The organism is Streptomyces sp. NPDC088785 (assembly GCF_044750685.1).
In the GTDB taxonomy this organism is placed as follows: Bacteria; Actinomycetota; Actinomycetes; order Streptomycetales; family Streptomycetaceae; genus Streptomyces.
Map to the genome: position 1 here is coordinate 156,989 of NZ_JBIVKH010000013.1, position 14,109 is coordinate 171,097.

Genomic DNA, 14,109 nt, shown 5'->3' on the forward strand with positions numbered 1-14,109 from the left:
GCGTGCGGGCGGGTCAGTCCTTGGTGAACCGGGCGACGCCGGCGACCCGGTAGGCGTCGGCCTCGTCCAGCGTCTCGTTCTCCAGGAGGGCCGCCGCCAGGGCGTCCAGCTGGTCGCGGTGGTCGACCAGCTTGCGGCACGCCTCCTCGTAGCACTCGTCCACGATGCGGCGCATCTCGCCGTCGATCGTGTCCAGGGTGTCGGGGGCGGCGGCGAGGCCGTACGCCTGCTGGGCGTCGTTCGGCAGTGCGGAGAGCCGGCCGACCTTCTCGCTCATGCCCCAGCGGGCGACCATGCCGCGGGCGATGTTGGTGACCTGTTCGAGGTCGTTCTCCGCGCCGGTGGTGACGACACCATAGACGACCTGCTCGGCCGCCATACCGCCGAGCGCGCCGATGATCCGGCCCCGCAGGTACTCCTCGGTGTACGCGTACTTGTCGGAGTCGGGGGTGGACAGGGTGACGCCGAGGGCGCGGCCGCGCGGCACGATCGTGATCTTGCGGACGGGGTCGGCGCCGGGTTGCAGCATGCCGAGCAGGGCGTGGCCGCTCTCGTGGTACGCGGTGCGGCGGCGCTCCTCCTCGGGCATCACCAGCGGCCGTTCGGCGCCCAGCTGGACCTTCTCCAGGGCCTCCGAGAGGTCGCCGCGGGTGACCTGCTTCTGCTTGCGCTTGACCGCGAGGAGGGCCGCCTCGTTGGCGAGGTTGGAGAGTTCGGCGCCGGTCATGCCGGGCGTCGTCCGGGCCACCTGGGCGAGGTCCACGTCGTCGGCGAGCGGGATCTGCCGCGTGTGGATCTTGAGGATGGACTCGCGGCCGTCGCGGTCGGGCGGTGAGACGTTGACGATGCGGTCGAAGCGGCCCGGCCGGGTCAGGGCCGGGTCCAGGACGTCGGAGCGGTTGGTGGCGGCGATGACGATGACGCCCTCGGAGCCGGAGAAGCCGTCCATCTCGGTGAGGATCTGGTTCAGGGTCTGCTCGCGCTCGTCGTGGCCGCCCATGCCGCTGCCGCCGCCGCGCGCGCGGCCGATGGTGTCGATCTCGTCGATGAAGATGATCGAGGGCGCGACCTTGCGGGCCTCGGCGAACAGTTCCCGGACGCGGGAGGCGCCGACGCCGACGATCATCTCGATGAACTCGGAGGCGGAGGCCGAGAAGAACGGGACGCCCGCCTCCCCCGCGACCGCGCGCGCGAGCAGCGTCTTTCCGGTTCCGGGCGGGCCCGCGAGGAGCACGCCGCGCGGCATCTTGGCGCCCATGGCGCGGTACGCGTCGGGGTTCTTCAGGAAGTCGACGACGTCGTTGAGCTCGCCCTCGACCTCGTCGATCCCGGCGACGTCGTCGAACGTGGTGCGTTTCTTGCCGGGTTCCAGCTCGACCGGTTTCGGCGGCTGTTTGCGGCCGAGCATGCCGCCCGCGCCGCCGCCCATGCCCTGGCTCATCCGCCGCGCGATGAAGATCCACAGGACGACGAGGAGCAGCATCGGCGCCAGGGAGATGAGCAGGTTGGACAGGAAGCTGCGTTCCTGGACCACGGGTTCGGCGGTCACCGTGACGTCGTGCTTCTCCAGGTTGGCCCAGAGGTCGTCGTCGGCGAAGGAGGGCCGCTGCGTCGTGAACTTCGTGTAGTTGTCGCTGCGGCTGTCGCTGTCGTCCGGGGTGGGCTGCTCCTTCTTGAGCTGGCCCTGGATCGCGTCGCCCTTGGCGTAGATCTTGGTGACGTTGTCGTCGGCGACCTGCTTGCTGAACTCGGTGTACGAGATCGTCGGCTCGTCGCCCTGGTTGAAGAAGGACAGGACGAGGTTGGCGATGAGGTAGACGATCAGGGCCGTCAGGATGAGGCCGCCCCAGCCGCCGGGCATCTTGCGCTTGGGCGGTTGTTGCGGGGGCGGTGGCGGCGCGCCTTCCGAACGCCAGGGCTGATCGGTCCGATCGCGCGGGGGTACGGGGTTCGCCACGCCTGGTCCCTCCTGCCGGCTGCCCTGGTCCTTGATCCTTGGTTCTTGGGCCCATCAGCGCACAGATCAGGACCGGCCGCCACCGGGGAGGAGCAGCGTGAAGGGCCCGGAACCGATCCGGTTCCGGGCCCTTCACGCGCGCGTACGGGCAGGTCAGCCCATGAACTTCTTGAACTCGTCGGGGAGCTCGAAGTCCTTGCCGCCCTGCTGGCCCGCGCCGGGCAGACCGAGCGCGCCGCCGGTCTCGGCGGCGGCCGCGCGACGGGCGGCCTCGTCCTGCTCCTGCTGCTTGCGCTTCATCGGGTTGCCGGAGCGCTGCTTGCCCTTGGCCTTCTTCGGCTGCTTCTTCGTGCGGCCGGCGCCGCCGCCCATGCCCGGCATCCCGGGCATCCCCGGCATGCCGCCGCCCTGTGCCATGCGCGACATCATCTTGCGGGCCTCGAAGAACCGCTCGACCAGGTTCTTGACCGCGCTGACCTCGACGCCGGAACCCCGGGCGATACGGGCGCGGCGCGAGCCGTTGATGATCGTGGCGTCCGCGCGCTCGGCCGGGGTCATCGACTTGATGATGGCGGCGGTGCGGTCGACGTCGCGCTCGTCGAGGTTGTTGATCTGGTCCTTCATCTGCGCCATGCCGGGCAGCATGCCGAGCAGCTTGGAGATGGAGCCCATCTTCCTGACCTGCTCCATCTGCGCCAGGAAGTCGTCGAGCGTGAAGTCCTGGCCCTTCTTGGAGGCCAGCTTGGAGGCCATCTTCTCGGCCTCTTGCTGCGAGAAGGTCTGCTCGGCCTTCTCGATCAGCGTGAGCATGTCGCCCATGCCGAGGATGCGGGACGCCATGCGGTCCGGGTGGAACGCGTCGAAGTCGTCCAGCTTCTCGCCGTTCGAGGCGAACATGATCTGGCGGCCGGTGACGTGCGCGATGGAGAGCGCCGCACCACCGCGGGCGTCACCGTCGAGCTTGGAGAGGACCACGCCGTCGAAGCCGACGCCGTCGCGGAACGCCTCGGCCGTGTTGACCGCGTCCTGACCGATCATCGCGTCGACGACGAAGAGGATCTCGTCGGGGCTGACGGCGTCGCGGATGTCCGCGGCCTGCCGCATCAGCTCCTGGTCGATGCCGAGGCGGCCGGCGGTGTCGACGATGACCACGTCGAAGACCTTGGTCTTGGCGTACTCGACGGAGTCCTTGGCGACCTGGACGGGGTCGCCCACGCCGTTGCCCGGCTGGGGGGCGTAGATGCCGACGCCGGCGCGCTCGGCGACGACGCTCAGCTGGTTCACGGCGTTCGGGCGCTGGAGGTCGCAGGCGACCAGCAGCGGCGAGTGGCCCTGGGACTTGAGCCAGAGGCCCAGCTTGCCCGCGAGGGTCGTCTTACCGGCGCCCTGGAGACCCGCGAGCATGATCACGGTGGGGCCGGTCTTGGCGAAGCGCAGCCGGCGGGTCTCGCCGCCGAGGATGCCGACGAGCTCCTCGTTGACGATCTTGATGACCTGCTGCGCGGGGTTCAGCGCCTGGGAGACCTCGGCGCCGGCCGCCCGCTCCTTGACCTGCTTGATGAAGGCACGGACGACGGGCAGGGCGACGTCGGCCTCGAGCAGCGCGATACGGATCTCGCGGGCCGTGGCATCGATGTCCGCTTCGCTCAGCCGGCCTTTGCCGCGGAGGTTCTTGAATGTCGCTGCGAGGCGATCGGAAAGAGTGTCGAACACGGCGGTCGCGAATCCTCGGGTCGGTGGGCGGTAGGGACAGGTCGCCCTCCAGGGTATCGGGCCGTGGCAGCTTGGTCTGCGGCCCGGTCGTACGAGTACCCGGCGACGGCGCGCAGATCACGCCGCCCGGCCCCGCGGGCGCCGGAGCGCCCCGCTCCCGGCGCACCGGCTCAGGGTCCCGGAGCCCTGCCGGGGGCGGGCGAAACGGCTCCGCCGAAGGCGCGGGAGCATTGGCGTACGGCGTGCGTCCTACGCCCGGAGCGCTCCCTCCAGTGCCTTCGCCACCGACGCCGCTTCCCCGGCGGGCAGCGGCGCCCCGTCGGCCCCGGTGACGTAGAACGCGTCCACCGCGTTGGCCCCCAGCGTCGACACATGGGCGGAGCGCGTCTGGACGCCGGATGCCTCCAGGGCCCGGCCGATGCGGTACAGCAGGCCCGGCGCGTCCTGGGCCCGCACCTCGATCACCGTCGCCAGCCGGGAGCCGGCCGACGCCACGGCGACCCGGGCCGGCGGCGCCACCACGCCCCGGCGCCGCGGATAGGCGGCGTCGCGCTCGGCGAGCCGGGACACGACGTCGAGGGACCCGTCGAGGGCCCGGACGAGGTCGGCGCGGAGCCGGGCGGCCTGCGGCAGGGAGCCGTACTCGGCGGCGACCCGCCAGTTCAGCAGCAGGACGGCCCCCTCGACGCCCTCGGGCAGCGACAGCGACCGCAGCTCGGCCGTCCGCACGGTCAGCCGGTGCATGGCGAGCACCCCGGCCACGGCGGGCAGGACCCCCGGCTGGTCCGGTACGGCGATCAGGAGTTCCACGCCCAGCGGCTCGGGCGCGTCGGCCGGATCCGGCGCCGCCTCGGTCTGCGCGCGCAGGGAGAGGACGGGCCCGCCGGTGCGGAACGCCTCCACCGCGAGCCGCTCCTGCTCGGCCGTGGGGTCGGCGGCGTCCGGGTCGGGGGGCTCGTCCCCGGCCAGCACCGCGGAGACGCGCTTGACGAGGTCGGCGACGAGGGAGCCGCGCCAGGACGACCAGGCGGCGGGGCCGGTCGCGAGGGCGTCCGCCTCGGTCAGGGCGTGCAGCAGTTCGAGGGTGCCGACCGAACCGACCGCGTCGGCGACGGCCCGCACGGTCGCCGGGTCCTCCAGGTCCCTGCGGGTCGCCGTCTCGATGAGCAGCAGGTGGTGCCGGACGAGCGAGGCGAGCACGGCGACGTCGGCCCGGTCGAAGCCGATCCGCGCGGCCACGTCGCGGGTGATGATCTCGCCCGCGACCGAGTGGTCGCCGGGCCATCCCTTGCCGATGTCGTGCAGCAGCGCCGCGACGAGGAGCAGGTCGGGGCGGCCGACCCGGCGGGTCAGCTCGCTCGCGCGCACGGCCGTCTCGACGAGGTGCCGGTCGACGGTCCAGGTGTGCACGGCGTTGCGCTGCGGGCGGCACCGCACCCGCTCCCAGTCGGGGAGCAGCCGGGTGATGAGCCCTTCGGCCTCCAGCGCCTCCCACACGTCGACGGTGGAGCGGCCGGCGCCGAGCAGCGTGACGAGCTGTTCGCGGGCCTCGGCGGGCCAGGGGGTGGGCAGCGGGCGGGCCGCGGCGGCCATCCGGCGCACGGCGTGCAGCGACAGCGGCAGCCCGGCCTGGGCCGCCGCGGCGGCGGCGCGCAGCGGCAGGACCGGATCGCGCTCGGGCTTGGCGGCCCGCGCGAGGACGGCCTCGCCGTCCATCTCGACGACGCCCTCGGCGAGCGGCGAGCGCTCGACCGGCGCGGCCTTCGCCCCGCCGAGCATGGCGCGCAGCCGGGGCCGCACGGAGCGCGACTGGAGGACCCGGCCGACCTCGCGCCAGGTGACGTCACTCGCGTAGGCGATGGTGCGCGCGGCCTCGTAGACCTGGCGGAGCAGGGTGTCGGCGTCGAGGAGGCCCAGTTCGGCGGCGACCTGGTCCTGCTCCTGGAGGGCGAGCCGGTCGGTCGCGCGGCCGGTGGCCAGGTGCAGCGCGTCCCGGACGTCGAGCAGGCGGCGCCGCGCGTCGGCGAGCCCCTCGCGCGGGGCGTCGGCCAGCCAGGACGCGGCGACCGCCCGCAGCGCCGTCGCGTCGCGCAGGCCGCCGCGGGCCTCCTTCAGGTCGGGTTCGAGGAGGAACTGGAGCTCGCCCTGGCGTTCGCCGCGCTCCTCGCACAGCTCGCGCAGTTCGGGGAGCCGCTTGGGCGCCTGGTTGCGCCAGTCGGCGAGGATCGCGGTGCGCAGGCCCGCCGTCAGGCCCAGGTCGCCCGCGAGGTGCCGGGCGTCGAGCAGGCCCAGGTGCACCTTGAGGTCGTCGCCGGCGGTCTTGCGCGCCTCGACGGGGGTGCGCACCGAGTGGTCGAGGGCGAGCCCCAGGTCCCACACCGGGTACCAGACGCGGTCGGCGAGGGCGGCGATCTCGCCGGAGTCGGCGGTGCCGTCGTGCAGCAGCAGCAGGTCGAGGTCGCTGCGCGGGGAGAGCTCTCCCCGTCCGTAGCCGCCGACGGCCACCAGGGCGGTTCCCGGCACGCCCTTGCCGAACAGTCCGGTCAGCCAGTCGTCGGTCAGCTCGGCCAGGGCCGAACGGCGCGGCGGCCCGGACCGCGCTCCTCCTTGGAGGAGACGCAGCCGGGCCGCCGCGTAGCCGCTGGGTCGGTCGTCCGATGCTTCGGTCCGTACGTCGTTCACACTCGTCACCCAGCGACTCCAGTCCTCTGCACGGCGTCCGGCTCCTACAGCGCGTCCGGTCCGCGCTCGCCGGTCCTGACCCTCACGGCCGTCTCGACGGGAACCGCCCAGACCTTGCCGTCACCGATCTTGCCGGTCCGCGCCGCCTTCACCACGACATCGATCAGCTGATCGGCGTCGTCGTCCTCGACGAGGACCTCGACCCTGATCTTGGGCACCAGGTCGACGGTGTACTCGGCCCCACGGTAGACCTCGGTGTGGCCGCGCTGACGGCCGTAGCCGCTCGCCTCGGTCACGGTCAGCCCCTGGACGCCGAAGGCCTGGAGGGCCTCCTTGATCTCGTCGAGCCGGTGCGGCTTGACGACCGCGGTGATGAGCTTCATGCGTCCACCTTCTTCGATACCTGGGCCACCGGGGACGGCACGGCCGTGCGGGCCGCGGCGCCGCCGCCCGCTCCGCTGAAGTCGTACGCGGTCTCGGCGTGCTCGGTCTGGTCGATGCCCGTGACCTCGTCGTCCTCGCTGACCCGCATACCGATGGTCTTGTCGATGAGGAAGGCGAGGACGGCGGAGGCGATCAGCGAGTAGGCGAGGACGGCGCCGACACCGGCGCACTGCTTCCAGAACTGGGCGAGGCCGCCGCCGTAGAAGAGTCCCTGCGCGTCGGACTGGCCGCCGCCGGTGGCGAAGAAGCCGATCAGGAGCGAGCCGGCGATGCCGCCGACCAGGTGGACACCGACGACGTCGAGCGAGTCGTCGTAGCCGAACTTGTACTTGAGGCCCACGGCCATGGCGCACAGCACACCGGCGATGGCGCCGACGGCGATCGCGCCGAGCGGGGAGACCGCACCACCGGACGGGGTGATCGCGACGAGTCCGGCGACGGCACCGGAGGCGGCGCCGAGCGAGGTGAACGCGCCGTGCCGCAGCTTCTCGTAGACCAGCCAGGCGAGCATCGCGGCGGCGGTGGCGACCTGCGTGTTGACGAACATCAGCGCGCCGACGCCGTCGTCGTTGCCGAGCCACGAGCCGGCGTTGAACCCGAACCAGCCGAACCACAGCAGACCGGCGCCGAGCATCGTCCACGGCAGCGAGTGCGGCCGCATCGGGTCCTTCTTGAAGCCGACCCGCTTGCCGATGACCAGGATCACGCCGAGCGCGGCGGCACCGGCGTTGATGTGCACGGCCGTACCGCCGGCGAAGTCGATGACCCCGAGGTCGAAGGCCCAGCCGCCGGTCCCCCAGACCCAGTGCGCGACGGGGAAGTAGACGATCGTGGCCCACAGCGCGATGAACAGCGACCAGGCGGTGAACTTGACGCGGTCGGCCAGGGCACCGCTTATCAGGGCGGGCGTGATGATGGCGAACATCAGCTGGAAGACGGCGAAGACGTAGATCGGGATGGTGTAGCCGTCCCAGAGCTGGGTCAGCCCGATCCCGCTGAGGCCGACGTAGTCGCCGTCCCAGCCGAAGAGCGACCCCTTGTCCGTGCCGAACGCGATGGAGAAGCCGTACAGCACCCACAGGATCGTGATGATCCCGAGGCTGATGAAGCTCATCATCAGCATGTTCAGGGTGCTCTTGACCCGGACCATGCCTCCGTAGAAGAAGGCCAGGCCCGGCGTCATGAGCATCACCAGGGCGGAACAGATCAGCATGAAGCCTGTGTTCGCGGCAGAGAGCTTGGGCGCCTCTGCGGCGAGCGTGATGGCGGCTGGTGCCATCGGCGTCTCCTCGTCGTTGGTACGGCCCCGTGCGGGCGAAGCCTGAGCGGTCACATGAGGGGTGGGCCGGTTATGAGCCATGAGATTGGCGCAGCGCGGTTTCCGCGGGCGCCCCTCGATGTTTCGCCGCAGTGACGAAGAGGTCCTGGGTGTTACGCGTCCATGAACTGCCGGATGACGGGTTTGCCGGTCGATTTCCCGGGCGGACACGGACCGGCCGCGACCGCCGCCCCCGATGGCCTGGCGCGGGGGAACCGTGTCGGGCTGTTGTGTGGCGGGCCGGTCGCGGCCGGAGTTCCGGAGCCGCTCAGACGGCCGTCTCGGCGGTCTCGGGCAGCTGTACGGCGAGCAGGTCGGTGAGGTCGATGACTTCGGCGAGATCGCCGAAGTCGCGAACCGCGGTGTCCACGGTCTTGCGGATACGGGTGTTGACCCGCTCGGAGCGCACCTTGCGGGCGATGCCGAGCGCTTCCTTGGCCATCACGGTCGCCTGTTCCGGCTCCTTCTGGAGGAGGTGCACGGTGGCCATCCCGATCAGGTTGAGCGCGTAGGACCGCTGGTGCTCGGCGTCCTGGCCGAACAGGTCGACGGCGCGCCGCATCAGCGGCTCGGACATCGACGCGTAGGCGGGGCTGCGCCCGGCGACGTACGCCAGGTCGCGGAACGAGTGGCTGTTCTCGCCGTGCAGTTCGGCCGCCGAGAAGAAGCGGATCCAGTCGGGGTCCGGCTCGTCCCAGTCGTCGGCGTCGGTGAAGGTGTCCTCGGCCATCCGGACGGCGCGCTTGCACTTGCCGGGCTGTCCCATGTTCGCGTAGGCGCGGGCCTCCATCGCATACAGCATGGCCTGGGTGCGCGGACTGGCGCAGTCACGGCTGCCGTACTGGGCGAGGTGGATGAGTTCCAGCGCGTCGTCGGGGCGGCCGAGATGGATCATCTGGCGGCTCATGCTGCTGAGGATGTACGAGCCCAGCGGCTTGTCGCCCGCTTCTTTGGCGGCGTGCAGGGCGAGGACGAAGTACTTCTGGGCGGTGGGCTGGAGCCCCACGTCGTAGCTCATCCAGCCCGCCAGCTCGGCCAGTTCGGCGGCGACCTTGAACAGGCGTCTGGTGGTGCTGTCGGGCTGCGGCTCCTGGAGGAGGTCGGTCACCTCGTGCAGCTGGCCGACGACCGCCTTGCGGCGCAGCCCGCCGCCGCACTGGGCGTCCCACTGGCGGAACATGACGGTGGTGGACTCCAGGAGGTCCAGCTCCGGCTTCGACAGCCGGTTCGCCCGGCGGTGGCCGGCGGAGGTGGCCGCGTCCGGCTCCGGGCGGCCCGCTCCGGCGCCCGGCGTGGGCACCAGCCAGCGCTGCATCGGCTCGATGAGCGCGGGGCCCGCGGCGAGCGCCAGCGAGCTGCCGAGGAACCCGCGGCGCGCGAGCATCAGGTCGCTGCGCGAGAACTCACCGATGAGCGCGACGGTCTGCGGACCGGTCCACGGCAGGTCGACGCCGGAGACCGAGGGGGCCTGGTGCGCGGCGCGCAGGCCGAGGTCCTCGACGGCGACGACGCAACCGAAGCGCTCGGAGAACAGCTCGCTGAGGATTCTGGGGATCGGCTCGCGCGGGTTCTCCCCGTCGAGCCAGCGGCGTACGCGCGAGGTATCGGTCGAGATGTGGTTGGCCCCCAACTGGCGTGCCCGGCGGTTGACTTGGCGCGCCAGCTCGCCCTTCGACCATCCGCTGCGCAGGAACCACGAATTGAGCAGTTCGTTCGGGCGCTTCTCCGCGTTCGCCACGCTGCCGCCGCTGCCGCCCACTGGAACGCCCCCATTCCCTGAAACCATCGTCGCGATCTCTGCCGTCAAGCGATCTCTGTCGTCAAGCGATCCGTGTCGTGCGAGCCGTCCGTGACGCCCTGCGTCGTGGCCCGGCGGCCACTCCTCGTCGGCCGACCCTCCCAGGATGCCGTCAACTACAGCCTCCCGTCCGGCAGTTGTCACTCCTCGAACGGGAATCCGGCTTGCCCGCGGCATACCCACCGGTGCACGTATCCCGAGGGTTCGTGTACTCAAAGTAATCCTACGATCACCCCTCTCGCGAGGGCGAACAGCGAAACGCCACCATTCGCCACCCCTTCGAATGAACTCACTTGTGCCCGCACGCGATTCACTTGACATAGGACAGCCGCCGATGGGCGGAGCGTGGTGCGCCGGGGCGCGTGACCCCGCGGCGCACCACCCCCGGGAGCGGTTCGGCGTCGCCCGGACCGCGCGGCGGGCACATCGGGTCACCATCCGTATGCATCACGTGACCAACTGCGTAACCACTGGCGCGCGGAACCTGTTGGAGGGGGCATGGGCTTCACGATCGGCGGCATGCGCGAGATGCGTTCCGGCACCCGGCGCCGGGGGCGCGCGACCGGCCGCGCTTCCGACCGCACCACGGTGGCGGAGTTCACCGGGCTTTGGGGCTGGGACGTGGTGCCCGGCGCCCGCGCCCTGAGCGGCGTCTGCTCGTGCGGCAAGGCGGACTGCCCGGCCCCCGGCGCCCACCCGCTCGACCCGACCGCCCTGGTCCCGGCCGGCGCCACCCTCGACGAGGTGACCGCGGCCTGGGCGCAGTTCCCCGGCGCCGCGGTGCTGCTCCCCGTCGGCCGCGCGTTCGACGTCCTCGACGTGCCCGAGGCGGCGGGCCGGCGCGCCCTGACCCGGCTGGAGCGCATGGGCGTCCCCCTCGGCCCGGTCATCGCCACCCCCGAGGGCCGCGCGCACTTCTTCGTGGCCCCCGGCGCCGCCGCCGAACTGCCGACGCTGCTCTACCGCATGGGCTGGGACGGCGCCTCCCTCGACCTGCGCGCGCTCGGCACCGGCGCGCACGTCACCGCTCCCCCGTCCGACCGCGCGGGCCTGGGGGCCGCGACATGGCTGCGCGCCCCGTCCCTGGACACGGCGACGCAGCCGCCGCAGGCGCGGCTGCTGCTGGGGGCGCTGGCGTACGCGGCCCACCGCTGGCCCTGCGCCTGACCGACGCCCGCGCGCCCGACCCGACCAGCCCCCCGCGCAGACAGAAGTGCGGGGAACCGCTCCTCGCAGTTCCCCGCACCGTCCGAGCCGGCGACGCCGAATCGGTTACTCCCCGATCAGCGCGTCCACGAACGCCTCGGCCTCGAAGGGCGCCAGGTCGTCGGGGCCCTCGCCCAGGCCGATCAGCTTGACCGGCACGCCCAGCTCGCGCTGGACGGCGATGACGATGCCGCCCTTGGCCGTGCCGTCGAGCTTGGTCAGCACGATGCCGCTGATGTCGACGACCTCGGCGAAGACGCGGGCCTGGACCAGTCCGTTCTGCCCCGTCGTCGCGTCGAGCACCAGCAGCACCTCGTCGAGCGGCGCGTGCTTCTCGACGACGCGCTTGACCTTGCCGAGCTCGTCCATCAGGCCGGTCTTGGTGTGCAGCCGGCCCGCGGTGTCGATCAGGACGACGTCGGCGCCCTCCTCGATGCCCTCCTTCACGGCGTCGAAGGCGATGGACGCCGGGTCGCCGCCCTCGGGGCCGCGCACGGTGCGGGCGCCGACGCGCTCGCCCCAGGTCTGGAGCTGATCGGCGGCGGCGGCGCGGAAGGTGTCCGCGGCGCCCAGGACGACGCTTTTGCCGTCGGCGACGAGCACCCGCGCGAGCTTGCCGGTGGTGGTGGTCTTACCGGTGCCGTTGACCCCGACGACCATCACGATGCCGGGGGTGTCGAGGTTCGAGTCCGTCTTCACGGTGCGGTCGAACTCGGGTACGAGCAGCTTCAGCAGCTCCTCGCGCAGCAGGCCGCGCAGCTCCTCGGGGGTGCGGGTGCCGAGGACCTTCACGCGCTCGCGCAGGTTCTCGACCAGCTCCTGGGTGGGCTGCACGCCGACGTCGGCGGTGAGCAGGGTGTCCTCGATCTCCTCCCAGGTGTCCTCGTCGAGGTGCTCGCGCGACAGGAGCGTGAGGAGCCCCTTGCCCAGCGCGTTCTGCGAGCGGGAGAGACGGGTGCGCAGCCGCACCAGGCGGCCCGCGGTCGGCTCCGGCACCTCGATCTCGGGAGCGGCGGGCTCGTCGACCACCACGGGAGCCGTGGGCTCCGCGGTGACCGGAAGGTCGACCTCCTCGATCGTGCGCCGCGCTTCGTCGCGCGGCGTCTCTGCCTCGTCGCCTACGTGCGGCTCGGCGGGCGGGGCGGCGGTGATGTCGGGGGCCGACGGGGGCGGCGGCGGCAGCTGCTTCTTCTTGCGACCGCTGACCACCAGCCCGCTGACGGCGCCGATCACGACCACGGCGATGACTACAGCAAGGATGACGATTTCCATAACCCGTCCAGTATCAGTCATGAGCCCCGGGCGGAGCCGTTCTCGTCGCTTCCTCCAAAGGACAAAGGGCTCTGGAGGGGATGACTCGGACTAAAGTACGATGGAAGTGGTCGCGTCAACGCGCGTAGAGTCCGTCAGGACCGCCCCCCACCCCACCGGCTCTCCCGTCCCCCGCGTCAGAGCCGAGCGAGAGGCACGGAACCCCCCGCCATGAGCAAGACCGCCGCAGCCGAAGGCGCCCTCGAGACGCGCGGCCTCGAGCCCGTCCCCGACTCCGAGCGCACCGCCAGGACCCGCGACCTCTTCCCCACCTGGGTCGGTGCCAACATCAGCGTGCTGCTGCTCACGATGGGCGCGAGCCTCGTCGTGGCGTACCGGCTGAACTTCTGGCAGGCGCTCGTCGTCGCGAGCGCGGCGCCCGTCGTCTCGTACGGCCTGGTGGGCCTGATCGGCATCGCGGGCAAGCGCGGCGGCGCCCCCGGCATGGCCCTGTCCCGCGCGGTCTTCGGCCAGCGCGGCAATCTGCTGCCCGGCTCGCTCATCTGGATCGCCCGCTGGGGCTGGGAGACGATCAACGCGGTGACGGGCGCCTACGCCGTCCTGACGATCCTCGACATTCTCTTCGGCATCAAGAAGAACGACGTCCTCGTGGTCGTCACCCTGCTCGTCTTTGTGGTCGCCACCTTCGTGATCTCGGGGCTCGGGATCAACGCCGTACAGAAGTGCAACAAGTACGCGACGTACCTCTTCGGGCTCTTCTCCGTCCTGGTGCTGGTCTACCTGATCGTCGACACCGACTGGTCCGCGGTCTTCGACCGGCCCGCCGGGCAGACCTCCCTGATGGTCGCGGGCATCGGCATGATCGCCGCCGGTGGTGTCAGCTGGATCCCCTCCTCGCCCGACTTCACCCGGTACCTGCCGCGCACGGCGTCCTCCCGGGGAATCGTCGGCACCTCCATCGGCGGCGCGGGCATCGTCGTGCTGCCCATGGTCCTGATGGGCGCCGTCATGGCGGTCTCCACACCCGACCTGGCCTCGGCCGCCGACCCCGTCTCCTTCCTCGGCGAGCTGCTGCCGACCTGGATCGCGGTGCCCTACCTGCTGATCTCGCTGGTCGGCATGCTGCTGATCAACGCCATGTCGATGTACTCGGCCGGCTTCACCGCGCAGACCCTCGGCTTCAAGATCCCGCGCCACTGGGCCGTCTCGGTGAACGCGGTCATCTCGCTGGTCTTCGGCGCCGTCCTGATGCTGGTCGCCACCAGCTTCATGGGCTCGTTCATCGCCTTCCTGTCGCTGCTCGCGGTCGCCTTCTCCGCATGGGTCGGCGTCTTCGGCGCGGACATGTTCTCGCGCAGGCACTACGACGCGAAGGCCATGCTCGACACCACCCGCACCAGCGCCTACTGGTACCAGGGCGGCTTCTCCCCCGCCGCCGTCGCCTCCTGGGCCGCGGGCCTGGCCGCGGGGCTGCTCTTCACCTCCTCGGACTGGTTCTCCGGGCCGCTGGCCGCCAACAACTTCATCGGCGAGTACGGTCTCGGCTGGATCGTCACGATCGTCGTCTCGGGCCTGCTCTACCTCGTGCTGCCCAGGCCGGCCGACACCACCACCGCTCCGGACGCCGCCGACGAGGCACCCCGGGAGCCCGAGACCATGGCTATCTGACGCCCTGTCAGCTACCGTCCCCCTTCACCCGAGCCCGCTGAAGGGGGACTT

At 71.6% G+C, this 14,109-nt stretch carries 9 protein-coding genes; 2 read left to right on the forward strand and 7 right to left on the reverse strand.

Annotated elements, in window-relative coordinates; genetic code table 11:
• Positions 1-13 precede the first annotated feature (13 nt).
• From ftsH to ACIP5K_RS28750, 6 genes are all read right to left on the reverse strand, one after another.
• The gene (gene ftsH / locus ACIP5K_RS28725; protein WP_401414130.1) at positions 14-1,957 is read right to left on the reverse strand and encodes an ATP-dependent zinc metalloprotease FtsH; all 1,944 of its coding nucleotides are present in this window, start codon (positions 1,955-1,957) and stop codon (positions 14-16) included.
• Positions 1,958-2,110: 153 nt separating this feature from the next.
• Entirely contained in the window at positions 2,111-3,670 is a 1,560-nt protein-coding gene (gene ffh, locus ACIP5K_RS28730; protein ID WP_401414132.1) for a signal recognition particle protein, read from the reverse strand.
• 249 nt (positions 3,671-3,919) lie between these two features.
• The gene (locus ACIP5K_RS28735) at positions 3,920-6,361 is read right to left on the reverse strand and encodes a [protein-PII] uridylyltransferase (protein WP_401414134.1); all 2,442 of its coding nucleotides are present in this window, start codon (positions 6,359-6,361) and stop codon (positions 3,920-3,922) included.
• A gap of 35 nt (positions 6,362-6,396) precedes the next feature.
• Positions 6,397-6,735: a P-II family nitrogen regulator gene (locus tag ACIP5K_RS28740; protein ID WP_351450302.1), complete on the reverse strand. Its 339-nt coding sequence runs from the start codon at positions 6,733-6,735 to the stop codon at positions 6,397-6,399.
• Positions 6,732-8,075 (reverse strand): ammonium transporter, encoded by a 1,344-nt coding sequence (locus ACIP5K_RS28745; protein ID WP_401414135.1) that lies wholly within the window; start codon positions 8,073-8,075, stop codon positions 6,732-6,734. Before ACIP5K_RS28745 ends, ACIP5K_RS28740 begins: the two co-directional genes overlap by 4 nt.
• Positions 8,076-8,382: 307 nt before the next feature.
• Positions 8,383-9,900: a hypothetical protein gene (locus ACIP5K_RS28750; protein ID WP_401414137.1), complete on the reverse strand. Its 1,518-nt coding sequence runs from the start codon at positions 9,898-9,900 to the stop codon at positions 8,383-8,385.
• 510 nt (positions 9,901-10,410) lie between these two features.
• Between ACIP5K_RS28750 and ACIP5K_RS28755 the strand changes: the two genes are divergently transcribed.
• The gene (locus ACIP5K_RS28755; protein WP_401414139.1) at positions 10,411-11,079 is read left to right on the forward strand and encodes a bifunctional DNA primase/polymerase; all 669 of its coding nucleotides are present in this window, start codon (positions 10,411-10,413) and stop codon (positions 11,077-11,079) included.
• A gap of 105 nt (positions 11,080-11,184) precedes the next feature.
• Here ACIP5K_RS28755 and ftsY read toward each other — a convergent pair whose 3' ends face one another.
• The gene (gene ftsY / locus ACIP5K_RS28760; RefSeq protein WP_401414141.1) at positions 11,185-12,390 is read right to left on the reverse strand and encodes a signal recognition particle-docking protein FtsY; all 1,206 of its coding nucleotides are present in this window, start codon (positions 12,388-12,390) and stop codon (positions 11,185-11,187) included.
• A gap of 210 nt (positions 12,391-12,600) precedes the next feature.
• On the opposite strand from ftsY, the gene ACIP5K_RS28765 reads away from it, so the two are divergent.
• Positions 12,601-14,058 carry a cytosine permease gene (locus tag ACIP5K_RS28765; RefSeq protein WP_401414142.1) on the forward strand — a complete coding sequence of 486 codons (1,458 nt, stop codon included), beginning with the start codon at positions 12,601-12,603 and terminating at the stop codon, positions 14,056-14,058.
• Positions 14,059-14,109 lie beyond the last annotated feature (51 nt).

Excerpts from the sequence above, each read along its gene's own strand:
- ACIP5K_RS28750 (WP_401414137.1), bottom strand. The coding sequence starts at position 9,900 with ATGGTTTCAGGGAATGGGGGCGTTCCAGTGGGCGGCAGCGGCGGCAGC.
- ftsY (WP_401414141.1), bottom strand. The coding sequence starts at position 12,390 with ATGGAAATCGTCATCCTTGCTGTAGTCATCGCCGTGGTCGTGATCGGC.
- ACIP5K_RS28740 (WP_351450302.1), bottom strand. The coding sequence starts at position 6,735 with ATGAAGCTCATCACCGCGGTCGTCAAGCCGCACCGGCTCGACGAGATC.
- ACIP5K_RS28765 (WP_401414142.1), top strand. The coding sequence starts at position 12,601 with ATGAGCAAGACCGCCGCAGCCGAAGGCGCCCTCGAGACGCGCGGCCTC.
- ACIP5K_RS28745 (WP_401414135.1), bottom strand. The coding sequence starts at position 8,075 with ATGGCACCAGCCGCCATCACGCTCGCCGCAGAGGCGCCCAAGCTCTCT.
- ACIP5K_RS28755 (WP_401414139.1), top strand. The coding sequence starts at position 10,411 with ATGGGCTTCACGATCGGCGGCATGCGCGAGATGCGTTCCGGCACCCGG.